This window comes from Bacillus sp. FSL K6-2869, assembly GCF_040869405.1.
Taxonomy (GTDB): Bacteria; Bacillota; Bacilli; order Bacillales; family Bacillaceae; genus Bacillus; species Bacillus altitudinis.
This window is the reverse complement of the sequence record NZ_CP152035.1, coordinates 3,562,099-3,583,582: the sequence shown is the minus strand read 5'-3', so window position 1 is coordinate 3,583,582 and position 21,484 is coordinate 3,562,099. Positions and strand designations below refer to the sequence as shown.

General features: G+C 41.2%; 25 protein-coding genes and 1 riboswitch. Of the genes, 17 read left to right on the top strand and 8 right to left on the bottom strand.

Going from position 1 to position 21,484, the window contains the following annotated elements; genetic code table 11:
• Positions 1 to 19: 19 nt before the first annotated feature.
• The 3 genes from MHI58_RS18540 (at position 20) to MHI58_RS18530 (ending at position 2,187) form a co-directional block, all read left to right on the top strand.
• Positions 20 to 346, top strand: coding sequence for a PTS lactose/cellobiose transporter subunit IIA (locus MHI58_RS18540; protein WP_008345561.1), 327 nt, complete (start codon positions 20 to 22; stop codon positions 344 to 346).
• Positions 343 to 1,671 (top strand): 6-phospho-beta-glucosidase, encoded by a 1,329-nt coding sequence (locus MHI58_RS18535; protein WP_007497885.1) that lies wholly within the window; start codon positions 343 to 345, stop codon positions 1,669 to 1,671. The genes MHI58_RS18540 and MHI58_RS18535 overlap by 4 nt, the downstream gene beginning before the upstream one ends.
• Positions 1,672 to 1,788: 117 nt before the next feature.
• A complete protein-coding gene (locus MHI58_RS18530) occupies positions 1,789 to 2,187 on the top strand; it encodes a hypothetical protein (protein ID WP_025208200.1) in 399 nt (132 codons plus the stop codon).
• Positions 2,188 to 2,511: 324 nt separating this feature from the next.
• Here MHI58_RS18530 and MHI58_RS18525 read toward each other — a convergent pair whose 3' ends face one another.
• Positions 2,512 to 3,603 (bottom strand): branched-chain amino acid aminotransferase, encoded by a 1,092-nt coding sequence (locus MHI58_RS18525; protein WP_008345553.1) that lies wholly within the window; start codon positions 3,601 to 3,603, stop codon positions 2,512 to 2,514.
• A 359-nt stretch (positions 3,604 to 3,962) separates the two neighbouring features.
• Here MHI58_RS18525 and MHI58_RS18520 point away from each other — a divergent pair, with 359 nt between their 5' ends.
• The 5 genes from MHI58_RS18520 (at position 3,963) to MHI58_RS18500 (ending at position 10,215) form a co-directional block, all read left to right on the top strand.
• Positions 3,963 to 5,390 (top strand): right-handed parallel beta-helix repeat-containing protein, encoded by a 1,428-nt coding sequence (locus MHI58_RS18520; protein WP_045033796.1) that lies wholly within the window; start codon positions 3,963 to 3,965, stop codon positions 5,388 to 5,390.
• Positions 5,391 to 5,507: 117 nt separating this feature from the next.
• Positions 5,508 to 5,617, top strand: a riboswitch (SAM riboswitch).
• Positions 5,618 to 5,790: 173 nt separating this feature from the next.
• Complete coding sequence (locus MHI58_RS18515) at positions 5,791 to 6,909, top strand: sugar ABC transporter substrate-binding protein (RefSeq protein ID WP_045033798.1); 1,119 nt, start codon at positions 5,791 to 5,793, stop codon at positions 6,907 to 6,909.
• Between the two features lie 72 nt (positions 6,910 to 6,981).
• Positions 6,982 to 8,478, top strand: a complete 1,497-nt coding sequence (locus tag MHI58_RS18510) for a sugar ABC transporter ATP-binding protein (RefSeq protein WP_045033800.1) — start codon at positions 6,982 to 6,984, stop codon at positions 8,476 to 8,478.
• Complete coding sequence (locus tag MHI58_RS18505) at positions 8,475 to 9,488, top strand: ABC transporter permease (protein ID WP_017358697.1); 1,014 nt, start codon at positions 8,475 to 8,477, stop codon at positions 9,486 to 9,488. The genes MHI58_RS18510 and MHI58_RS18505 overlap by 4 nt, the downstream gene beginning before the upstream one ends.
• A 94-nt stretch (positions 9,489 to 9,582) precedes the next feature.
• Entirely contained in the window at positions 9,583 to 10,215 is a 633-nt protein-coding gene (locus tag MHI58_RS18500; RefSeq protein ID WP_007497867.1) for a GTP pyrophosphokinase family protein, read from the top strand.
• Between the two features lie 50 nt (positions 10,216 to 10,265).
• Here the strand turns inward: MHI58_RS18500 and MHI58_RS18495 are convergent, their stop codons facing one another.
• Positions 10,266 to 10,415 carry a hypothetical protein gene (locus MHI58_RS18495; RefSeq protein ID WP_017368302.1) on the bottom strand — a complete coding sequence of 50 codons (150 nt, stop codon included), beginning with the start codon at positions 10,413 to 10,415 and terminating at the stop codon, positions 10,266 to 10,268.
• A 19-nt stretch (positions 10,416 to 10,434) separates the two neighbouring features.
• The gene (locus MHI58_RS18490) at positions 10,435 to 11,520 is read right to left on the bottom strand and encodes a Rap family tetratricopeptide repeat protein (RefSeq protein ID WP_045033804.1); all 1,086 of its coding nucleotides are present in this window, start codon (positions 11,518 to 11,520) and stop codon (positions 10,435 to 10,437) included.
• Positions 11,521 to 12,049: 529 nt separating this feature from the next.
• On the opposite strand from MHI58_RS18490, the gene MHI58_RS18485 reads away from it, so the two are divergent.
• From MHI58_RS18485 to MHI58_RS18475, 3 genes are all read left to right on the top strand, one after another.
• Complete coding sequence (locus tag MHI58_RS18485; RefSeq protein ID WP_045033805.1) at positions 12,050 to 12,814, top strand: transporter substrate-binding domain-containing protein; 765 nt, start codon at positions 12,050 to 12,052, stop codon at positions 12,812 to 12,814.
• A gap of 70 nt (positions 12,815 to 12,884) precedes the next feature.
• Positions 12,885 to 13,529 (top strand): amino acid ABC transporter permease, encoded by a 645-nt coding sequence (locus MHI58_RS18480; protein WP_007497860.1) that lies wholly within the window; start codon positions 12,885 to 12,887, stop codon positions 13,527 to 13,529.
• Positions 13,526 to 14,254, top strand: coding sequence for an amino acid ABC transporter ATP-binding protein (locus MHI58_RS18475; protein WP_025208197.1), 729 nt, complete (start codon positions 13,526 to 13,528; stop codon positions 14,252 to 14,254). Before MHI58_RS18480 ends, MHI58_RS18475 begins: the two co-directional genes overlap by 4 nt.
• A gap of 91 nt (positions 14,255 to 14,345) precedes the next feature.
• Here MHI58_RS18475 and MHI58_RS18470 read toward each other — a convergent pair whose 3' ends face one another.
• Positions 14,346 to 14,729: a VOC family protein gene (locus tag MHI58_RS18470; RefSeq protein ID WP_008345541.1), complete on the bottom strand. Its 384-nt coding sequence runs from the start codon at positions 14,727 to 14,729 to the stop codon at positions 14,346 to 14,348.
• Positions 14,730 to 14,846: 117 nt separating this feature from the next.
• Between MHI58_RS18470 and MHI58_RS18465 the strand changes: the two genes are divergently transcribed.
• Complete coding sequence (locus MHI58_RS18465; RefSeq protein ID WP_045033808.1) at positions 14,847 to 16,028, top strand: class I SAM-dependent rRNA methyltransferase; 1,182 nt, start codon at positions 14,847 to 14,849, stop codon at positions 16,026 to 16,028.
• Positions 16,029 to 16,065: 37 nt separating this feature from the next.
• Here the strand turns inward: MHI58_RS18465 and MHI58_RS18460 are convergent, their stop codons facing one another.
• Together MHI58_RS18460 and MHI58_RS18455 are read right to left on the bottom strand one after the other, a co-directional pair.
• Entirely contained in the window at positions 16,066 to 16,746 is a 681-nt protein-coding gene (locus MHI58_RS18460) for a CidB/LrgB family autolysis modulator (protein WP_007497850.1), read from the bottom strand.
• Positions 16,740 to 17,123: a CidA/LrgA family holin-like protein gene (locus MHI58_RS18455; protein ID WP_008345527.1), complete on the bottom strand. Its 384-nt coding sequence runs from the start codon at positions 17,121 to 17,123 to the stop codon at positions 16,740 to 16,742. The genes MHI58_RS18460 and MHI58_RS18455 overlap by 7 nt, the downstream gene beginning before the upstream one ends.
• Before the next feature lie 165 nt (positions 17,124 to 17,288).
• Here MHI58_RS18455 and MHI58_RS18450 point away from each other — a divergent pair, with 165 nt between their 5' ends.
• The 4 genes from MHI58_RS18450 to MHI58_RS18435 all read left to right on the top strand — a co-directional run bounded on the left by MHI58_RS18450 (position 17,289) and on the right by MHI58_RS18435 (position 20,182).
• On the top strand, positions 17,289 to 18,176 hold the full coding sequence (locus tag MHI58_RS18450; RefSeq protein ID WP_045033810.1) for a LysR family transcriptional regulator: 888 nt from the start codon (positions 17,289 to 17,291) through the stop codon (positions 18,174 to 18,176).
• Positions 18,177 to 18,193: 17 nt separating this feature from the next.
• Positions 18,194 to 19,018, top strand: coding sequence for a hydroxyethylthiazole kinase (gene thiM, locus MHI58_RS18445; protein WP_045033812.1), 825 nt, complete (start codon positions 18,194 to 18,196; stop codon positions 19,016 to 19,018).
• The gene (gene thiE, locus MHI58_RS18440; protein WP_008345524.1) at positions 19,005 to 19,694 is read left to right on the top strand and encodes a thiamine phosphate synthase; all 690 of its coding nucleotides are present in this window, start codon (positions 19,005 to 19,007) and stop codon (positions 19,692 to 19,694) included. The genes thiM and thiE overlap by 14 nt, the downstream gene beginning before the upstream one ends.
• Before the next feature lie 113 nt (positions 19,695 to 19,807).
• Positions 19,808 to 20,182 (top strand): nuclear transport factor 2 family protein, encoded by a 375-nt coding sequence (locus MHI58_RS18435; RefSeq protein WP_008345523.1) that lies wholly within the window; start codon positions 19,808 to 19,810, stop codon positions 20,180 to 20,182.
• Between the two features lie 428 nt (positions 20,183 to 20,610).
• Here MHI58_RS18435 and MHI58_RS18430 read toward each other — a convergent pair whose 3' ends face one another.
• Positions 20,611 to 20,775, bottom strand: a complete 165-nt coding sequence (locus MHI58_RS18430) for a hypothetical protein (protein ID WP_156132655.1) — start codon at positions 20,773 to 20,775, stop codon at positions 20,611 to 20,613.
• Positions 20,776 to 20,802: 27 nt separating this feature from the next.
• Here MHI58_RS18430 and MHI58_RS18425 point away from each other — a divergent pair, with 27 nt between their 5' ends.
• Positions 20,803 to 20,910 (top strand): IS3 family transposase, encoded by a 108-nt coding sequence (locus MHI58_RS18425; RefSeq protein ID WP_366966485.1) that lies wholly within the window; start codon positions 20,803 to 20,805, stop codon positions 20,908 to 20,910.
• A gap of 7 nt (positions 20,911 to 20,917) precedes the next feature.
• Here the strand turns inward: MHI58_RS18425 and MHI58_RS18420 are convergent, their stop codons facing one another.
• Positions 20,918 to 21,256 (bottom strand): DUF4288 domain-containing protein, encoded by a 339-nt coding sequence (locus tag MHI58_RS18420; protein WP_017360152.1) that lies wholly within the window; start codon positions 21,254 to 21,256, stop codon positions 20,918 to 20,920.
• Positions 21,257 to 21,484 lie beyond the last annotated feature (228 nt).

Below are 21,484 nucleotides of genomic sequence, written 5' to 3'. Positions count from 1 at the left end.
AACAAGGGGGATGCGGCCGATGGAAATGGAACAAATTGTGTTTCAACTCATCTTGCACGGTGGTAATGGCAGAAGCTCGGCCATGGAGGCCATTACATGTGCAAAGCAAGGCAATTTTGATGAGGCGAAGCAAAAATTGCAGGAAGCACAAGACGCGTTAAATGAGGCGCATCACGCACAGACAGAGCTGATCCAAGGAGAAATCAGAGGAGAGAAAACCGACGTCAGTCTCTTGATGATTCATGCACAGGATCATCTGATGAACGCAATGACCGTCAAGGAGCTTGCAGCTGAAATCATTGAGCTCCATGAAAAAATGAAGCAATTCGGAGGTGTCAATTCATGAAAGACGGAATCAAAATTGTCACAATAGGCGGTGGATCAAGCTATACGCCTGAGCTCGTCGAAGGGTTTATTAAACGATATCAAGAATTGCCTGTAAAGGAATTATGGCTTGTGGATATTGAAGCGGGTCAGGAAAAGTTGAACATCGTGGGTGCCCTTGCAAAACGTATGGTTGAAAAAGCGGGTTTGCCGATTGAAGTGCACCTCACCCTTGACCGCCGGGCAGCTCTGAAAGATGCGGACTTTGTCACGACACAATTTCGTGTAGGACTGCTCGAAGCCAGAGCCAAGGATGAAAGAATCCCACTTAAATATGGCGTCATTGGACAGGAAACGAATGGTCCAGGCGGGTTATTTAAAGGTCTACGCACCATTCCAGTCATTCTAGACATCGTGAAGGATATGGAAGAGCTTTGCCCAGATGCCTGGCTGGTGAACTTTACAAATCCAGCAGGCATGGTCACAGAGGCGGTGTTACGCTACACGAATCTGAAAAAAGTGGTCGGTCTATGCAATGTGCCGATTGGAATCAAAATGGGCATTGCAAAAGCGCTGGATGTCGATGTCGAACGCATTGAAGTACAATTTGCAGGCCTCAATCACATGGTCTATGGCTTAGATGTGTATTTAGACGGGGTCAGCATTATGGATCAAGTGCTAGATGAATTAGGAAATCCAAATAGCCAGTGGTCCATGAGGAATATTGAAGCGAAAAACTGGGAGCCTTCTTTCGTCAAAGGCTTAGGGGTCATTCCATGTCCGTATCATCGTTATTACTATAAAACGAAAGATATGCTGGAGGAAGAACAAAAAGCGGCTCAAGAAAAAGGAACAAGAGCAGAGGTTGTGCAGCAAGTCGAGCATGAACTATTTGAGTTATATAAAGACCCAGATTTATCGATTAAACCGCCGCAGCTCGAAAAAAGAGGCGGGGCTTATTACAGCGATGCAGCATGTAATTTGATCAGCTCCATCTATAATGATAAACATGACATTCAACCGGTAAATACAGTGAACAGAGGAGCGATTGCCAGCATTCCGGCCGAATCAGCGGTTGAAGTGAACTGTATCATTACAAAGGACGGACCGAAACCAATCGCGACAGGTGATCTGCCTGTGGCTGTGAGAGGACTCGTTCAACAAATCAAGTCCTTCGAGCGTGTGGCAGCTGAAGCAGCTGTGACAGGAGATTACGAGACGGCTCTTGTCGCCATGACCATCAATCCACTCGTTCCTTCTGACGAAATTGCAAAGCAAATCTTAGATGAAATGCTTGAAGCGCACCGTGAATATTTACCGCAGTTCTTCAAATCAGTGAATGCGTAAAATAAAATGGCCCCTTTATGGGGTCGTTTTTTATGATTTTTTCATATGGAAACCGGAGAAAGCAGTGTATGATAGAAAAAACAACATGTACTGCTTCAAAGAAAGGACGGTTAGAATATGGTGGCAATTGGTTTAATGCTTTACGGCTTTATCGTTCAACCTCTACTTAGTTACGGCACAGTGGTTTTGTTTTTGTATGGAATCATCGCTTCATTTATTGGCCTGATTCGGCATAGACAGGATGTGTGGATGTATGTTCTCCGCTTGCTCGTTTGTTTTACCATTCCAGTAACCAATCTGTTAATGTATTTCGCAACCATTGGTGGAGATGAAAGAGACTTTGATTTCCAGCCGATGCCGCCAGTTTATCATCTTGTTTTTATCCTAGAAATCATCATCGTCTTTTTACCAGAGATCTTTTTACTGATCGAGAGAAAGCGGAGTATCAAAGGGAAACAGTGGATATATGCAGGGGCCATTGTGGGGATATCGGTCTTGTTTTGGTGCACGATTTGATGAGAGGCTGACTGACATCTAAGTCTTTTTCGCCTTTTTGTTGCGTAACCTCTTTCGCCTCACTTTTACAAAAGTAATGGAAAGAACAAAGATAGAAATTCCGAGAAACTTAAATAGAAAACGGGTGAAGAACGGTGAATCATCGAAACCTGTAGCGATGATGATCGATCCGATGCAAATCCCAAAGAACGCTAGTAAATAAGTAAAAAACATATCATCACTCCTTAAGCGTGGAATAGATCCATATTTTCCATTATGAGGTAGAGAAGGAGATAAAGAAACAAAAAAAGAACCCTTCATCAAATGAAAGGTTCTTTCGCTTGCTTATGCCTGCTTGACGACCGAATCGACTTCTACTGTCCAGCCGAAGATATCTGGCTGAGTTCCTTTTTGGATTCCAGTAATCGCTTCGTACAATTTCTTCGATACTTCGCCTGTTTGACCATTTTGAATGACGTATGGCTGATCGTGATAAATTAATTCACCGACAGGAGAAATGACGGCTGCCGTTCCTGTCCCGAAGATTTCTTCAAGTTCACCTGACTGATGTGCTTCGATTAACTCATCAATTGAAATTTTACGTTCTGTCACAGGGATTTCCCAATGCTTTAACAGCTCAAGCACAGAATTCCGTGTGATCCCTTCTAAAATGCTGCCGTTCAGTTCAGGCGTCACGATTTCTCCGTTGATTTTAAAGAAGATATTCATACTACCGACTTCTTCAATATACTTTTTCTCGATGCCATCAAGCCACAGGACTTGTGAAAATCCTTTCGTTTCAGCAACTTGCTGTGCTTTCAGGCTTGATGCATAGTTTCCAGCTGTTTTGGCATTTCCTGTTCCGCCTTTAACAGCGCGGACAAATTCGTTTTCCACCGCAATTTTGACCGGATGGATGCCTTCTTTATAATAAGAACCTACTGGAGATAAAATGATGATCAGCTTATAGGTGCTTGACGGTGCAACACCTAAATAGGGCTCAGTAGAAATAATGAATGGACGAATATACAAAGAAGTGCCCTCTGCATCAGGTACCCAATCCTTATCAATGCGAATGAGTTCATTTAAGCCTTCTAAAACCGTTTCTGTATCAATTTGCGGGATACATAGGCGGTCATTTGATCTGTTTAAGCGTTCCATATTTTTTTCGGGACGGAATAAGAGAATCTTTTGATCCTCAGACACATACGCCTTCAAGCCTTCAAAAACAGATTGGCCATAATGATAAACCATAGAAGCTGGATCCATTGGAATCGCCTGATAAGGGATAATTCTCGGATCATACCAGCCTTTATCAATTGAATAATCCATCACAAACATGTGGTCTGTGAAGATTTTTCCGAATTCAAGTTGATCAGATTGAGGTTTTGGTTTTTTTGTTGAACTAAGTTCAACGCGGATGGGTTGTTTTGGCATCGTAAATCTCCTTGCTGTTTGATTATTTGAAAATTCTAATAATATGAAATAATTATGATTCTATTCTATACCTTCACAAAATATTAGCAATAGGTTTTCTGGAATTCAGACAAGAAAAATCTGTTAAAGCGCTTTCCTCCTCTCTGTCGTGGTTTTACTGAAGTTTCCCCTTAGAAATAAAATCCAATTTCATTATTAACTGATTAATCTGACAATTTAAAAGCGATTTGTTTTCCTGTAAGATATTCTTTCAACCATACACCTTTTGACTAGTACATTGCAAGGGGCATTGCCATATTTTAATCCTCTTTTTTTTAACCGATAAAGGTAGAAGAGAGTGGAAGGGAGCAAACAACGAGATGAAACGAATGATATCAGGCGCCTTATTGATTTTATTGATGACCGCCATTAGTTTTGGCTGTCAAGCGATGACGGAGGAGGCTGGTGCGAAGCAAGGTACTGCCTATTACGTCGCAGCAAATGGGAACGACAAACATCCAGGGACAAAGCAAAAGCCTTTCCGTACGCTGAAAAAAGCGGCAAGTATCGCGAAAGCTGGGACAACAGTTTATATGAGAGGCGGTACATACAAAGAGAAATTGATTGTCCGCCATTCTGGAACAAAGAAAGCACCAGTTGTTTTTCAAGCGTATGGAAAAGAGAAGCCTGTCATTAGCGGAGCATCTCTTAAAGGAAATCAAGCAGACGGAGGTCTCGTGAAGCTTGATCAAAAGAGCTATATCACCCTGAAAGGTTTGACAGTCGGTCATATTAAAACGAATCAAGAAGATGTGACACCCATCGGTATATTCATCACAGGAAGCGGCAAAGGCGTCAAACTGCTTAACAACCGTGTGTACGACATTCAGACGACACATCAAAATGGGAATGCTCATGGCATTGCGGTCTATGGAACGAAAGCACCTGCAGCCATTGAAGACATCGAAATCAAAGGAAACACTGTGGAAAAGTTAAAGTTGGGTTTTAGTGAAGCCCTTGTGCTAAACGGAAACGTGAAAAAATTCCGCGTGACACATAATACAGTCCGGCATACGGACAATATCGGGATTGATTTAATTGGTTTTGAGAATGTCGCACCTTCTAAAAAGTATGATCAAGTGCGAAATGGTGTCGTATCTAGAAACAAAGTTTATGAGATTACGAGTGTTGGGAATCCAGCGTACGGCAAGGACATCTCCGCAGGAGGAATCTATGTGGATGGCGGGAAAGACATCGTGATTGATCATAACATCAGCCATCATAATGACCTTGGGATTGAGGTCACAAGTGAACATAAAGGGAAGATGGCCGAACGCATTCGCATTGAGCACAATCAAGTATATTTAAATCGTTATACAGGCATCTCCATTGGCGGCTATGACAAGAAGCGGGGCGGAACCACAAACACGACCATCTCCCATAACATTTTGTACAAAAATGACACAGCCGGCTTAGAAGGCGGTCAATTGCTCATGCAATATCAATCGGTGAACAATCGAATCACGAATAATATCATGACAGCCAGTGCTTCGCATTACTTAGTCGTGAATCTCTACGAAGTGAACAAGAAGAATACATTCCAAAAGAATGTCTACGATGACCGCAAAGGTGCAAAAGCCTCACAATGGGTATGGCGCGGGAAATGGCTGGAAGGCTACAAAACGTATCGCTCGAAAAGCGGTCAAGATAAAGGATCAGCACACCTTAATCCCCAATTTGTGAATGAGAAAAAATATGATTTCCGTCTTAAGGCATCATCACCTGCTAAGAAAATCATCGGCAGTTAAACAAGGCATTCGGTGCAAGTGATCATTTTAGAAATTTTCAAAAAAGTCATTGACATTGATGAGACATCACATTAAAGTAAAGAAGACATTTCAACTAAAACAAATTTCATAACGGATCTCTTATCAAGAGAGGCAGAGGGACTGGCCCTATGACGCCCAGCAACCGTTTCTATTTAAGAAATTGGTGCTAATTCCTGCAAAGCTGTTACAGCTTTGACAGATAAGAGAGGAAGACTTCCCGATACATGTTTCATGCAACGGTGATCAAGCCTCTCTTTATCAAGAGAGGCTTTTTTTGATCTCTTTTTTTAGAATCAAAAGACTGGGTTCACAGGCATATTTCCACTTCTTTACCTAGTTTTCCGATGTGAAAAATAAAACAACTTGAGGAGGAACAGCAATGAAACGTAAATATTGGACATCATCTCTTGTATTATTGACGGTCCTGACCGTGCTATTATCTGGTTGCGGTACGGGATCAAGCGCAGGCTCAAAGGCTAGTGCAAACGAAAAGGTCTCCTTTGACAATGTCCCGAAGCGATTTGCAAAAGGACAGGGAGCAAAAATTAAAGTCATCCGTAAAATTGGCGGGGACGATCATACTGCTCAGTTTTTAGCAGGAACGAAGGCAGAAGGTGAAGCGCTAGGCTTTACAGTAGATGTCTACACGGCAAATGGTGATACGGCGAAGTTTCATGATGCTATTTCTCAAGCACTAGAAGAAAACTATGATGGCTTTATCATCTCTCATGGGGATGATGAGGCGACAGTCGCTGATGTGAAGAAGATCACAGCGAAAGGCATTCCAGTTGTGGCGTTTGATTCAAATCCGAAGCTGAAGGACATCAAAGGGGTCACAGTGACGTCTCAAGATGACGAGCAATTAGCGAAAAAATCATTAGATGCACTCGTGGCTGATTTTAAAGGGAAAGCAAATATTGCGTATCTTTGGGTAGACGGATTCCCTCCAATGGTGAGACGAAACAAGGTGTACCAAGAAACGCTCAAACAGCATACAGGAATCAAGGAACTTGACCGATTTGGCGTTGCGGCCTCTGATATATCAGTTCAAACACAAAATGCGGTTGCGGCTATGCTAAATAAATATCCAAAGGGTAAACTGGATGCGATTTTTGCCACGTGGGATGCATTTGCGATTGGTGCCGCAAGAGCTTTAAAAGAAGCAGGAAGAACCGAAGTGAAAATATACGGTATTGATGTGTCTAATGCCGATCTGCAAGAAATGACTGCGAAAGACAGTCCTTGGAAGTACACTGCCGCTGTCGATCCGAAGCTCATTGGTGCAATCGACGTAAGGATTCTTGCGAAGAAACTAGCTGGCGAGAAAACGCCATCTTCCTATGACCTTGAGGCCTCTCTCATTTCACAAAAGCAGCTTCAGGATGCAGGAAAGGCCATCAATATGGTCAATCTTGCAGATGAAGTAAAAGGATTCGGATCATCGACTGCTTTTGAAGAAGACTGGATGAAGACCTTGAAGAAGCATTATGCAAAATAAACAACGTGCACTCTCTTTTCATAGAGGGTGTTTCGTTTTTCAATTGACGATCAGGAGAGAAGGAGGACACCTATGACAACGCTGCTAGTTCATATGAAAAACATTTCGATTGAATTCCCAGGAGTCAAAGCGTTAGATCAAGCAAATTTCACATTAAAAAAAGGCACAGTCCATGCCCTGATTGGGGCGAACGGTGCTGGGAAGTCAACGTTAATGAAAGTTCTCTCTGGTGCTCATTCACATTTTGAAGGAACCATCCACATCAATGGCGAGGCGGCGACCATTCATACTCCGAAGGATGCGGCCTCATACGGTGTGCAGACCGTCCATCAAGAAGTGGATACAGCTCTAGTGCCTTATTTAAGTGTTGGCGAAAATATGATGATCCATGAAATGGAGAAAAAACCATTCGTCCGCTGGAAAGAGATTCACCGCAAGGCAGCACAGCTGTTAAAAAAGATGGACATTGACATCTCGACGAAGCGTCTTGTGAGTGATTTGACACTGGCAGAAAAACAAATGGTGCTCATTGCCAAGGCTGTGTCGATCAAATGCAGCATTTTAATTTTAGATGAACCAACCGCTCCACTTAGTCATGCAGAAACAAGCAAGCTATTCTCAATGATTCATCAATTGAAAAAGAACGGCACAGGCATCATTTTTATCTCGCATCGCATGCCAGAAATTTTCAACATCTGTGATGAACTGACTGTGATGAAGAATGGAACCGATGTGGCGGCGCACCTCATTAAAGAAACCGATCCAAAGCAGGTCATTGAAGAAATGCTTGGCGCGCCATTAGAGGATCAATTCCCATCCCGTACACCGCTTGAGGATGCACCGATTGTGCTTGACGTGAAAGAGTTGCATGACCAGCATAAATTAAACAACATTCATCTTCATGTGAAAAAAGGAGAAATTCTCGGGATTGCAGGACTAGTCGGTGCTGGTAAAACAGAATTGTGCAAAGCCCTATTCGGCGCCTCAGAAAAAAAGTCAGGCACTGTGCAGCTGCATGGTCAAACCATTCATATCAAGTCGCCTCATCACGCTGTGAGAGCGGGTATTGCCCTTGTGCCTGAAGAACGGAGAAAAGAAGGGATTCTAACAGAAGAAACTGTTGGATGGAACGTAACAGCTGCAAGTCTACGTTCGTTTACACGGCCGTTCAGCTTCTTACATCGTTCTAAGGAACGGAAGGCAGCAGATGGAATCGTCAAGCGGCTTGGCGTCAAGACACCTTCTCTTGAAGCGAAGGTGAAGCATCTATCTGGTGGAAATCAGCAAAAGATTGCGATTGGAAAATGGCTGTTGGCTGAGGCGGATGTCTATCTCTTTGATGAACCAACCAAAGGTGTAGACGTTGGAGCAAAAAAGGACATTTTCTCTCTCATTGCAGAACTAGCTGAAAGAGGAAAAGCGGTTATTTATGCTTCAAGTGAGCTTTCAGAAATTGCAGGAATCGCCGACCGAGTATACGTCTTATATGATGGCAGCATTGCCCGGGAAATGACGGCACCAATGACTGAAGAAGAGCTTTTATATCATTCAACAGGAGGACAATCATGAGTGAACGACAAGTTTCAGCCCCAATTCAACAAATCAAGAAACAGCGGCCATCCTTTCATCTGTTTGATTTCTTTTATCAATATGGCACCATCTTAACGATTGTCGTATTGATTGTTGTCTTTGCGGCAGCCAATCCGGCATTTTTACAGTCAGGAAATATCATCAATATTTTACGATCGATCTCGATTGTAACCATCATTGCGGTAGGGCTGACGATCTCCCTAGCAGTGAACGGCTTTGATTTATCTGTAGGCTCAGTTGCTACGTTATCAAATGCAATTGTGATCTCCATGTTTGTATGGTTCTCGCAAAACCCACTCATTGCGATCCTTTCTGCGCTGGCGGCTTCTCTTATTGTCGGTTTGCTGAATGCTTGGATGATTGTCAAAATGAAGATTCCAGATATGCTCATGACACTAGCCATGATGTTTATCATTCAAGGGCTGGCACAAACCTATACGAAAGGTGCGACCATTTCTGAAAATATGGTGCTGCCTGATGGCACTTTTTCAACTGGCACCATCCCTGCCTTTTTCAGCAAGATTGGGCAGGTACCCTATATCATTTTGATTATGGCGGCCATTGTGCTTTTTGCACATGTTTTTATGACTTACACAAAGCATGGGCGATTGATGTATATCATTGGTGGAAATAAAGAAGCCGCTCGATTATCTGGTATTCATGTGAACAAATACAAAATCGCAGCATATCTGTTGTCTGCCTTATTTGCGGCGATCGGTGGTATCGTGCTGGCATCAAGGGTGATGACAGCAGAAATTAACGCAGGAACGCCATATTTAATGGATGGGGTAGCTGCTGCTTTTATTGGGTTTTCAGTCATGGGAGCAGGTAAACCAAACGCATTCGGTACGTTTATTGGTGCGGTGCTCATCGGTATTTTGCAAAATGGACTTGTGATGATGTCTGTCCCGTATTATGCAATGGATATCGTGAAAGGATCTGTGCTTGCACTGGCACTCGCGCTGACTTATTACAAACAACGGGGGTAAGATGTACTTTTTTAAAACCATTTGCGTTCTCTCTCCGTCTAGTAAACGGAAAGCAGTGTAACAGCTGTTTGCCAAAAGGAGATGACAAAAAGAAATGAATATGTCAGCAACTCATGTAGAAGATTTGAAAAGTGTCATGGAAGACTGGAAAAATGAATTATTAGTATATAAATTTGCATTAGATGAAATGGATACAAAGTTTTCGATTATTAGTCAGGAATATAATTTAATCCATGGACACAACCCAATAGAGCATACAAAATCACGGATCAAATCCTTTGAAAGCATCGTGAATAAACTAGCGAGAAAAGGATGTGACATCACCACACAATGTGCCAAGGAGTACATACATGATATCGCTGGTGTCCGCATCATCTGCTCGTTTATTCAAGATATCTATAACATTATTGATGTTCTGAGGCAAAGAGAGGATTTAAAGATCCTTGAAGTGAAAGATTACATTCAGCATCCGAAACCAAATGGCTATCGAAGTCTTCATTTAATTGTTGAAATTCCTGTTTACTTAACGAATCGTGTGGAGCATGTGAAGGTTGAAATTCAGGTGCGGACCATTGCGATGGATTTCTGGGCGAGTCTCGAACATAAAATCTATTATAAACTGCAAAACGATGTTCCTCATCAGCTCACCGATGAACTAAAGGAAGCGGCAGATATCGCTCACTACTTAGATGAAAAAATGCAAAATATCAAACGAGAAATTGATTAACCAATAAAAAGAGTAGCTGTTTTGAATGACAGCTACTCTTTTCAGTCTTATTAAGGGTTGGTGCCTCGATCTCTCTTTTGAATGATCGTACCGTCATCTTGCGATTGTGCAGACGGGCTGCCTTTTTGTGTAGAAGTGCCAATCCAAACACCTGTGAACAAGAGCGCAAAAATCGCACTTGAGATCAGCCATTTTTTCATCATACATCACTCCATCTTCTTAACAAGTTTTGAATGACAATGCCTTGTTCTGAAAATACATCGCTTCTTTCGGAAGACCATTTTCAGTTAAGTAGGCGGCTACATCCTGACAGATAGCCTCAAGATCAACAAGGAAATTCATAGATTCTAATTGATCACAATAAGAAATGATCTGCTCAATCATGTTGTCTGGCTGGAGCATCAATGTTTCTAAAATGGATAATTTAAGTGAAATGTTTCGTTGTTTTAAATTTTCTGCTTTTTGAAGTGAAAGCTGTACATAATAGTGGAACAAACCAGGCTTTTTCAGCTTAAACAGCGCTTTCGTGTAGGCATACAAGGCCAGTAAATAGCCGCCTGGGGAAGAAGTTTCGAATGACTCAATCAATAAAGCTTTTTCTAGGAGCGGCACAGCTTCACTGTATTCATTTCTTAGACTTTTAATAAAAGCTGCATTGCAATACGCGTGACCAAGTAAATCTGGATCCTCCATCTGTTCTAGTGAGTGAATTACCTGTTGAAACAAAGTTTCTGCCTCATCATATTTCGATTGATCCGCATAATTCAGAGCAAGCATCATTTGACAGCTGATTGATTTTTTCACATAACATGGATCTGCGTCGTAAATAGACGAAGCCTTTTTTAAGTGGTGGATGGAGAGAAGTGTGGATCTTATATTATAGTATAGACATCCTGTTTTATAATGGAATTCTGCCTTTTCAATGTCATCATGTACGAGATCTAATTTATCCTCGGCCAATTTCAAATGGTGAAATGCTGTATCTTGATTCCCTCTGCGCATTTCATACATGCCTTTAAAGAAATAGAAATAGTAGCTGAGCATATCATCTGTACGAATCGCATTTTCATCCACAAAAAGACTGTGATCTAACGAAGCTGTATCTTCGACTAAATCTTTGAAACGGTATTCTAAAAGTTGATAGTAGAGTAAGACATCTTGATTCTCTTCCATTCGATCAAATGCTTGAAGAATCTCTTCTTTTAGCTGTATTGCTTCTTGTATGTCTCTTTTTTTCATCAAGACATACCAGTCATTTAGCATATTTGCTACATCAACGGATGACAAAACACCTGTTTCTGCCAATTGGTATCCTCCTTTCTTCACCTATTCATTTCTGCTGATTCTTATTTGTCTGAATCATCTTTCCATATTAAGTATCTTCTTATATTTTAAGCGGTCTATCTCAATTTGTAAAACATGTTTTTTGATGTAAATTCAACCAGTAGTGAAAAAAATAGGGAGTAGTGATCTAATTGTATACGCTTACATTTTTTTAGGTAAAAAGAGGATGTTCAAAAAAATATATCAGGATATCAATAGAGGAAGAGAGACAGTGAAAGAGGGTTTTTTCATAGGTGAGAAAGAAGTGGTATTTATAAAGGAGTGTTCGCGGTTTTTTGTGAGATTATATCACATGAATATTGTGAAACATGCTTCTTTCAGAATAAAATGAGTTATTCGCAAAAAAGTAAAATTTAAAGAGACTATCGATCTAGAATTGTATGGATCTTTGGTATTGATAAAAAATATCACACAGTATAGCTTTAGCGTGGTATAGTAAGATTGTTGTTGCGAATATTTAGACAAAACTGACAATTGGGGGTCGTGTTTTATGAAGAAATCGATGTTACTGATCATGGGACTAATTGTTGTGCTCGTCATGGCAGCCTGTGGTTCAAAATCGGACAGCGGTTCGGGAGAAGGCAAAGGCACATATAAAATCGGGATAGATACAACATATCCGCCATTTGAATTTGAAAAGGGCGGTAAATATGAGGGAATAGACGTTGATTTAATTAACGCAATTGCAAAAGACCAAGACTTCAAAGTGAAGCTTGAAGCAATGGATTTCTCAGGGATCATTCCAGCGATGCAAGCAGGTCAGCTTGATGTTGGAATGGGTGGTATGAGTATTACAGATGAGCGTAAAAAGAAAGTGGATTTTTCAGATCCATACTTCGACGCTGGTCTGACAGTTGTTGTGAAAAAGGACAGCAGCATCAAATCGATTGATGATTTAAAGGGGAAAAAGCTAGCTGTTAAAAATGGGACAACAGGTGCAAAATTTGCATCAGATAACGCAGACAAATATGGGTATGAAGTAGTTCAATTCAATGACAGTCCATCTATGTTCCAAGAAGTATCTAATGGAAATGCAGATGCTTTAATTGAGGATTATCCTGTCATTACGTATGCGATCGCACAGCAAGACTTGAAATTGAAAACAGTTGGAGACCGCTTGAATGGCGACCAATACGGGATCTCAGTCATGAAGGGGAAAAATCAGGACTTATTGAAGAAAATCAATAAAGGGCTTGAAAACCTAAAGAAAAACGGTGAATATGACAAAATTATTGAGAAATATTTGAAGTCATAACACAAGCGAGGCGCGCTCAGAGCGCGCTTTCTTTATGTGTCAACCGTATGTGAATTAGGGAGGGAGAAACATGGATACGATTGTTAATGCATTTCCGTATTTAATGGATGGTTTGCAAACCACTTTATATATCTTTGTTGTTGCTATCATTTTAGGTTTTATTATCGGGTTGATTGTGGCGCTATTCCGCCTGTCACCATTTAAAATCTTGAACTTTATTTCACTCGTTTTTGTCAATGCCATTCGAGGTACGCCATTTATCGTACAGCTATTCTTCATTTATTTTGGGCTTAATACACTTGAATTCATTTCGCTTGATCGAGTGCCGGCAGGGATTATTACAGTAGCGATTAATGCAGGAGCTTATTTCTCAGAAATTATTCGTGCAGGGATTCAGTCCATTGATAAAGGACAAACAGAAGCCGCACGCTCTTTAGGATTCACAGGTGGACAAAACATGCGTTTTATCGTTCTTCCACAGGCATTCCGCCGTATGCTTCCAGCCATTACGAACCAAGCCATCATCAGTTTGAAGGACACCTCTCTCTTATCGATTATCGGTATTGCTGATATCATGCAGCGGGGACAAGTTCAAGCATCGGCTACATTTGATCCTTTGAATGTCTGGCTCATTGTCGGTGTCATTTATTTCGTGATCATTTATTTACTTTCTCTACTGGCTAGCTACGCAGAAAGGAGATTTGATGTGAAATGAGTATGATTACGGTGAAAAACTTGAAGAAATCCTTTGGTGATAACGAAGTCTTAAAGGATATTAATGCAGTCATCGAGGAAAAAGAGGTTGTATGTGTCATTGGTCCTTCAGGATCAGGGAAAAGCACATTTCTAAGATGTCTCAATAAATTAGAGGATATTACGGCTGGGGAAGTTGTTGTCCACGGACATACGATTACAGACCCAAAAGTGAATATCAATAAAGTAAGACAAGAAGTTGGCATGGTGTTTCAGCACTTTAATTTATTTCCTCATAAAACCGTGTTAGAAAATATCACGATCGCACCGGTGAAAGTAAAAGGGATGGAGAAGAAAGCTGCAGTCGATAAAGCATTAGACTTGCTTGAAAAGGTCGGCTTGAAAGACAAGGCCAAAAGTTACCCTAACCAATTATCTGGTGGACAAAAACAGCGTGTTGCCATTGCAAGAGCCTTGGCGATGGACCCAAAAGTGCTCTTATTCGATGAACCGACATCTGCTCTTGACCCTGAGGTCGTTGGGGATGTATTAGCTGTTATGAAACAATTAGCAGTCGAAGGAATGACGATGATTGTCGTCACACATGAAATGGGCTTTGCAAGAGAAGTGGGAGATCGCGTGATCTTTATGGATGGCGGATATATCGTCGAAGAAGACAAACCAGAAGCACTCTTTGGAAACCCGCAGCATGAGCGTACCAAATCATTTCTTAGTAAGGTGCTATAAAAAAAGAGTAAGAGCAGGTACACATGCTCTTACTCTTTTTCTTTTGTGACGAGAATGAATATACCGATTCACATGCATTTCCTAGGAAATATTATCGCTGGAAGAACTCAATCCACTCTTGGTCTGGCCCTCGGAAAAAGAAGTAGCAATAGCCATTGGGCAATGTTGTGATTTCTTCATCTATTAGCTCAATTTGCAGCTTTTGAATACGGTTAAATTCAGCGTGAATATTATCTGTTGTGAAGGCGAGATGGTGAACCTTTCCTTCAGATGGAAGGTCACTGCTATACCCTTGAATGAGTTCGATTTCCGTTTCCGCTTCGTCTTTAAAGCCAAGAAAGGCAAGTTCAATGACTCCGTTTGTATGAGTGATGCGATCCTTTAATTTCATGCCCACCACTTTTTCATAAAAATCAATGGACTGATCAATATTTGTCACCATAATCCCTGTATGATCTAAGCGTAATGTTGTCAAAAAAGAGCCTCCTCTATGTCGAGTTGATATTTTTCTCCTCATCTTATCATAATAGAAGTAACGTATACATTCATATGGTAGGATAGAGAGAGTCAATTTAGGATAAGGATGACACAAATGAAAAAAATCTCATTAAAACAAACATTTGCAGAACAAGTGAAAAAGGGATATCCGCTTATTTCAAAAGATGCTGTGTCGCGTGTGAACGGTGTACAGGAAGGCGAGCTCATTGAATGGGTAGATGAAAGAGGCTCTTTTTTAGGGAAAGGATATTATGGCGTGCAAAATAAAGGCATCGGTTGGGTGCTTTCCTTTGACGCTAACGAAAAAATAGATCAGCCCTTTTTTGTTTCTAAACTTGAACAGGCATCCAAAAGCAGAACGCATCTATTTCGTGATGCACAGACGACGGCTTTCCGTGTGTTCAATGGGGAAGGGGATGGAATTGGTGGAATCACGATTGATTATTATGATGGATTCTATCTCATCCAATGGTATAGCGAAGGTGTTTTTACATTAAAAGAAGATGTATTGGCTGCGATTGAGCAGGTGTACCCTGACTATAAAGGCATTTATGAAAAGAAACGATTTGATACGTCTGGACAATATATCGAAGATGACGATTTTGTAAAAGGGGAGAAAGGTGAATTTCCTCTTATCGTCAAAGAAAATGGGATGAACGTGGCGGTTTATCTAAATGATGGTGCGATGACAGGTATTTTCCTTGATCAGCGTCATGTGCGAAAAGCAATTCGAGATCGCTATGCAAAAGGAAAGACCGTCCTTAATACGTTCTCTTATACCGGCGCTTTCTCTGTAGCAGCAGCGCTTGGCGGGGCAAGCCGTACGACAAGTGTAGATGTTGCAAACCGCAGTTTGAAAAAAACATCCGAGCAGTTTGAAGTGAATGGCATTGATGTAGACGGGCAGGATATCAAAGTCATGGATGTCTTTAAATATTTCCCGTTTGCGGCGAAAAAAGGCTGGAGCTATGATGTCGTGATCTTGGACCCACCTTCCTTTGCACGAACGAAGAAACACACATTCAGTGCAGCGAAGGATTACAAGAAACTATTAAAAGAAGCCATCCAGATCACAGCTGAGAACGGCGTCATTGTGGCGTCAACCAATAGCAGTGCATTTGGGATGAAAAAGTTTAAAGGATTTATTGCACAGGCCTTTAAAGAATCTGGGAAAACGTATCGTATTCTTGAGGAATATACACTTCCTGAGGACTTCCGTACAACGAAAAATTATCCTGAGGGGAACTATTTAAAGGTTGTCTTCATCCAAGCATAAGAAAAAGCCATTTTCCGATAAGGGGAAATGGCTTTTTCTATAAGGCAAACGACATCAGGATAGGCGCTGCACATAATGTAATAATGGCCGAAATGATCATGGACACACTTGAGATCGTGCCTGAGACGGAGCTCAGTTCAAAGGCCTTCGATGTGCCTGCACCGTGTGCTCCTGTACCAAGCAGAACGCCCATTGCAATGTCATTATCAATGCGGAAATAACGGATAACCAATGGCCCAATGATTGAACCAAATAATGCTGTTAAAATGACGAATACAGCCGTAACGGACGGCATCCCGCCAATCATTTCAGACACACTCATTGCAACGGGTGTTGTGACGGACCTTGGGACGAGGCTCTCGATCAGACTCGTATCCAAATGAAACAATTTGGCGATAAACGCTGTTGATAAAATCGCAACGATAGAACCGCAAGCCACATTCAAAATAATTTCTACTGCATGCTTCTTCAGAATGTGAAAATACTTATATAAAGGAATGGCAAATGCCACAGTCGCAGGTTGAAGCATATTTGTCAGCCATTTTCCGCCTTGATTGTAAGCATCGTAAGGAATGTTCACGATTAACAGCAAGACCACAAGAACAACCGGTGTTACAAGTAAAGGGGAGACATAGACTTTCGGATGACGTTTATAAACCGCTTTTGATCCGAGATAGATCAGAATGGTTAAGATCAAAAATAGTCCACCAACTAACATAGCTTTTTTCGCTCCTTTCTTTTCGCAATCATCTGCGTCATCATGCCAGTCGAGAGCATGACCACAAAGGTACTAAGTAAAACCACAAGGACAATACTTGTGCCAGATTGAGAAAGTAATGTTCCGTAATCAATCACACCTACTGCTGAAGGGATAAAGAAGAGCAGCAGTTCTCCAAGCAGCCAAACGGCGCCAAGTTCAATCCATTTTAATTTAATGATGTTAAAATGAAGTAATAAGAAAATGACAAGAATGCCTAAGATCGTGCCCGGAATTCTTAAATGCAAAAAGGCCGCCAGCACATTCATCAATTTCGCAAAAGCAAATAAAGCCATAATCTGAAGGGTAGCAATCAGCGACGTTTTGAGCAATTGCACTTTCTGTTCACTCCTTTTTCTATATAAATTGTTCACTGTTTCACAAAAACAACACAACGTTCTAATTGGTGAGCTTACTTTAAAGTGTACAGCACGTTCTATTATAGGTAAAATACATATATCGAATAGTTAGTATTCCTTTTGTCTATAGAAAGGGTGAACCATGTGGACATCAGACATTTAACATATTTTTTAGAAGTGGCACGGTTAAAGAGTTTTACGAAAGCATCGCAATCGCTCTATGTGTCGCAGCCGACCATTTCCAAGATGGTCAAAAACCTAGAGGATGAGCTAGGTGTGCAGTTGTTTTACCGTAATGGCAGACAGGTTGAAATGACAGATGCTGGACAAACCATGTATACACAGGCGAGTGAAATCACACAATCCTTTCAGAATTTAACGAGTGAATTAAATGATTTAATGAATGTGAAAAAAGGACATATCCGAATAGGACTGCCGCCCATGATTGGATCAAGCTTTTTCCCAAATGTGATGGGGGAATTCCGCCAGCAGTATCCAGATGTCACCTTTCAATTGGTGGAGCACGGCTCCATTAAAGTAGAGGAAGGGGTAGAGGATGGATCATTAGATATTGGTGTCATTGTTCTGCCTGCAAATGATAAAATTTTTCATACATACACCATCATTAAAGAGAATATGAAGCTTGTCACCCATCCATCACATCCGATGGGAGGACGTGATGAGGTTCATTTGGCTGATTTAAAGGAAGAGTCTTTTATTTTCTTTCGAGAAGATTTCGTTCTGCACAGCCGAATCTTAAATGAATGTATGAATGCGGGATTCAGGCCAAACGTTATTTATGAAACGTCACAATGGGATTTCATCAGTGAAATGGTTGCTGAGAACCTTGGAATCGGGCTTCTGCCTGAACGGATTTGCCGTGATCTAGATCCTGATAAAGTGAGGATCATTTCCTTAAATCCGTCTATTCCGTGGCATTTGGGTGTCATTTGGCGAAAGGACCGCTACTTGTCCTTTGCTGCAAGAGAATGGTTAAAGCATACAAAATCCTATGTGTGGGATGCAGAGTAAAAGGGAGGACGATACAGATGAAATTAAGCTGCGTGTCTCATCTTTTGGAAAAGGTTCGAGCGGAAAATCCGCTTGTCCATAATATCACCAACCAAGTTGTGACGAACTTTACAGCGAATGGACTGCTTGCTTTAGGTGCTTCTCCAGTCATGGCAAACGCCAAAGAAGAAGTGGCAGAAATGGCGCAATTAGCGGATGCACTTGTGCTGAATATCGGTACACTAACAAAGGATACAGTGGAGGCAATGGTCATTGCTGGACAAGCGGCCAATGAAAAAGGTGTACCAGTTCTATTAGATCCTGTTGGTGTTGGTGCGACAACGTTTCGGACGAGTGCGGCGAAACAGCTGTTACAGCAAGTGGACATCACTGTTGTCAGAGGGAATGCTGCTGAAATGGCTCATTTAATTGGAGTGGAGGGCTGGCAGTCAAAAGGCGTTGATGCAAAAGGGGCAAATGGAGATGTATCGTCTTTAGCAAAGCAGGCGGCAAAAGCCCTTCAAACCGTTGTGGCGATTACAGGGGAAGTGGATGTCGTGTCAGATGGAGAAGAGGTTCTGTCTATTCATAATGGACACGAATGGTTAACCAAGGTGACAGGGACCGGCTGTTTACTCACCTCTGTCATAGGGGCATTTTGTGCAACAGGGGAACGTCCCATTCATGCGTCGGCATCAGCTCTGCTGTTTTATGGTGTCGCTGCAGAAAAGGCAGCTCAGCATACAAATGAGAAAGGGCCAGGGACCTTTCAAATCGAATTGTTAAACGCGCTGTCCAATACAAATGGTCAAGATGTGATCACGTTAGGAAAAATAGGGGGAGTTTTGCATGACGAAGGTTGATCAGCAGCTAATCAAACAGCAATTATCGGTTTATTTTATTATGGGAACAGCGAATACAAGCCGGCATCCGCTTGATGTGGTGAAAGAGGCCATTCAAGGCGGGATCACGATGTTTCAGTTTCGTGAAAAGGGTGAAGGTGCTCTGCAAGGTGAAGAAAAGAAAAAAATCGCTCGGCAGATTCAAGCACTTTGCCAAGAAGCGAATATCCCCTTTATCGTAAATGATGATGTACAGCTTGCAATCGATCTTGATGCAGATGGTGTCCATGTTGGGCAGGAAGATACACTTGCACAAGATGTACGGCAAAGAATCGGGAATAAAATATTAGGCGTGTCCACGCACAATCTAGATGAAGTGAGGCAAGCGATGAAGGACGGGGCAGATTACGTTGGGATGGGTCCAGTCTATCCTACAGAAACAAAAAAGGATACACGCAGTGTCCAAGGTGTTTCTTTAATCAACGAAGTACGTCAACACGGTCTTCACATTCCTATTGTGGGCATCGGCGGTATCACATATGAAAATGCGGCACCAGTCATCCAAGCGGGAGCCGATGGCATTAGCATCATTAGCGCCATTAGCCAAAGCGCTGATCCGAAAAAAGCTGCGGAAGAACTAACATCTCTCGTCGAGTCAGAGAAAGCAGCTCTTTCATCTGTAAAAGACATGGATTGACTCATCCATGTCTTTTCTTACCTGCGTGAAAAATAGACAGAAGAGATACAATTGTGTACAATCTAATTGTTCGATTTTCTTCGAAATGACAGGTAAATAAAGGAGAATGAATCATGGAAGTGCTCGATACGTATTTTCGCCGATATGATGAAGCGGGAAAAGGGCAAGAGCAAATGAACGAATTGCTGGCATTGTTTTCTGATGATGTCATGATTGTCTTAAATGGTGCTGAAAAGCCTGGCATCCAAGCGTTCACACAGTTTTTGAACACATTTTTCCACGTACATGAAGACATTAAGCACATGTGGGATGGCTGGGTGAAACGAGAAGATGGGAAGTATGAAACAAACTGGGCTGTTTGCGGAAAGTTAACAGACGGTCGTGTATATACAGCAGAAGGCATTGATATTGCGGAGCTGGATGATCAAGGAAAGATCGTTTATTTAGAAAACGTCCCGAAAAACCCAGAGTTATTCCAGCGATATTAAAAAGCCGGCAGAGCAGATATTATCCCCTCTAATTAGACAGTATGAGATAATAAGCAAGCATGAGGCTTGCTTATTATTAGATTTATTTATCCGTAAATAGCTTATCAATCAAACTTATAGCAACAAAACAAAATGGAAATGCAATGAAAATGTACAGAACATTTTTAGGTACAAACATATTGTAATAATAGAAAAATACACTCATAAATAAAATCATCACTGCATACTTGATCATACTCTTCACAACATTCCTCCTAATATATATCTACCAACCATTATTAGTGCGCTTATCCCTCTTATCTAACTGTTTAGCAATTTGAGTTTCGATATCCGAATCATTTAATGAAATTGCGACAGCAACACCAATAGAGATCGCTAATTTTTTAGCTTCCGCTTTACTTTTTTAATAATAAATGATTGTATAACACCTACACCACCCCTACAGCAAAACCAATCACTGCATTTAAAACTGCACCTGCAAACTTAACAGGCACACCGACCTTTATAGCAGCTTGAATTTCTTTCACTTCAAAAGAAGAAACAAATACATCTTTAGCAAATACAAAATCATCATTCTCTTCTAGTCTTGGCATCATTTATTCCCTCCACTATCTCTTTTTGTGCTGCTGTCAATTAATCATTCCATTCAATTCTATAATCACGATCGATTCCAGAAAAAATTAAACCAGTGTGCTCCGATAGAATACCGTCACACACTGGTAGCTTAGACTTCTTTTATTTGTCTAACGAATAAGCGTCAATCGCTTCTTTAGCAGATGTTTCTTGATCAAAAAGAAGATATCGGCTGTACACTTCGCTTAAATGCAGGGGACCTTCGTCTAAGTTTTCAACTAGCTCAAAAATATCTAGTACGGCTACTAGTTTTGTGGTTGTTTGTCCATGATCTCCATTTTCAAATGTCTCATCTGGAAAATGGTCTTTGACGATTTGTTTCACTTTTCGATTGTTTTTTGCTCTCACTAAAATGATTCGTTCCTCAAAGATTTTATCCGGTCTCACCTTTGGTGAGGAGCTAGATTCAAATAATAATTTTGCTGAGTACAATTTATGCATATGTTTCACTTCTTCCTTGTAGGGTGAATTTCCAGTATGTGTTTAAAATGATAACATAAGAATAACAAGAGAATTGAAGTCTATGGGGGTAATAGGGTTGAAAAGAATCATTGATAACAGAGGAGAAGTTCATGAAATTCTGCTGATCATCATCACATGCTGTTCGTTGATCACGTTGAGGAAATGTGACAAGTTAGAAAGATATAAAGAGAGATTAAAAGGCCAATT

Excerpts from the sequence above, each read along its gene's own strand:
- MHI58_RS18540 (WP_008345561.1), top strand. The coding sequence starts at position 20 with ATGGAAATGGAACAAATTGTGTTTCAACTCATCTTGCACGGTGGTAAT.
- MHI58_RS18535 (WP_007497885.1), top strand. The coding sequence starts at position 343 with ATGAAAGACGGAATCAAAATTGTCACAATAGGCGGTGGATCAAGCTAT.
- MHI58_RS18530 (WP_025208200.1), top strand. The coding sequence starts at position 1,789 with ATGGTGGCAATTGGTTTAATGCTTTACGGCTTTATCGTTCAACCTCTA.
- MHI58_RS18525 (WP_008345553.1), bottom strand. The coding sequence starts at position 3,603 with ATGCCAAAACAACCCATCCGCGTTGAACTTAGTTCAACAAAAAAACCA.
- MHI58_RS18520 (WP_045033796.1), top strand. The coding sequence starts at position 3,963 with ATGAAACGAATGATATCAGGCGCCTTATTGATTTTATTGATGACCGCC.
- MHI58_RS18515 (WP_045033798.1), top strand. The coding sequence starts at position 5,791 with ATGAAACGTAAATATTGGACATCATCTCTTGTATTATTGACGGTCCTG.
- MHI58_RS18510 (WP_045033800.1), top strand. The coding sequence starts at position 6,982 with ATGACAACGCTGCTAGTTCATATGAAAAACATTTCGATTGAATTCCCA.
- MHI58_RS18505 (WP_017358697.1), top strand. The coding sequence starts at position 8,475 with ATGAGTGAACGACAAGTTTCAGCCCCAATTCAACAAATCAAGAAACAG.
- MHI58_RS18500 (WP_007497867.1), top strand. The coding sequence starts at position 9,583 with ATGAATATGTCAGCAACTCATGTAGAAGATTTGAAAAGTGTCATGGAA.
- MHI58_RS18495 (WP_017368302.1), bottom strand. The coding sequence starts at position 10,415 with ATGAAAAAATGGCTGATCTCAAGTGCGATTTTTGCGCTCTTGTTCACA.
- MHI58_RS18485 (WP_045033805.1), top strand. The coding sequence starts at position 12,050 with ATGAAGAAATCGATGTTACTGATCATGGGACTAATTGTTGTGCTCGTC.
- MHI58_RS18480 (WP_007497860.1), top strand. The coding sequence starts at position 12,885 with ATGGATACGATTGTTAATGCATTTCCGTATTTAATGGATGGTTTGCAA.
- MHI58_RS18475 (WP_025208197.1), top strand. The coding sequence starts at position 13,526 with ATGAGTATGATTACGGTGAAAAACTTGAAGAAATCCTTTGGTGATAAC.
- MHI58_RS18465 (WP_045033808.1), top strand. The coding sequence starts at position 14,847 with ATGAAAAAAATCTCATTAAAACAAACATTTGCAGAACAAGTGAAAAAG.
- MHI58_RS18460 (WP_007497850.1), bottom strand. The coding sequence starts at position 16,746 with ATGTTAGTTGGTGGACTATTTTTGATCTTAACCATTCTGATCTATCTC.
- thiM (WP_045033812.1), top strand. The coding sequence starts at position 18,194 with ATGAAATTAAGCTGCGTGTCTCATCTTTTGGAAAAGGTTCGAGCGGAA.
- thiE (WP_008345524.1), top strand. The coding sequence starts at position 19,005 with ATGACGAAGGTTGATCAGCAGCTAATCAAACAGCAATTATCGGTTTAT.
- MHI58_RS18435 (WP_008345523.1), top strand. The coding sequence starts at position 19,808 with ATGGAAGTGCTCGATACGTATTTTCGCCGATATGATGAAGCGGGAAAA.
- MHI58_RS18430 (WP_156132655.1), bottom strand. The coding sequence starts at position 20,775 with ATGCCAAGACTAGAAGAGAATGATGATTTTGTATTTGCTAAAGATGTA.
- MHI58_RS18420 (WP_017360152.1), bottom strand. The coding sequence starts at position 21,256 with ATGCATAAATTGTACTCAGCAAAATTATTATTTGAATCTAGCTCCTCA.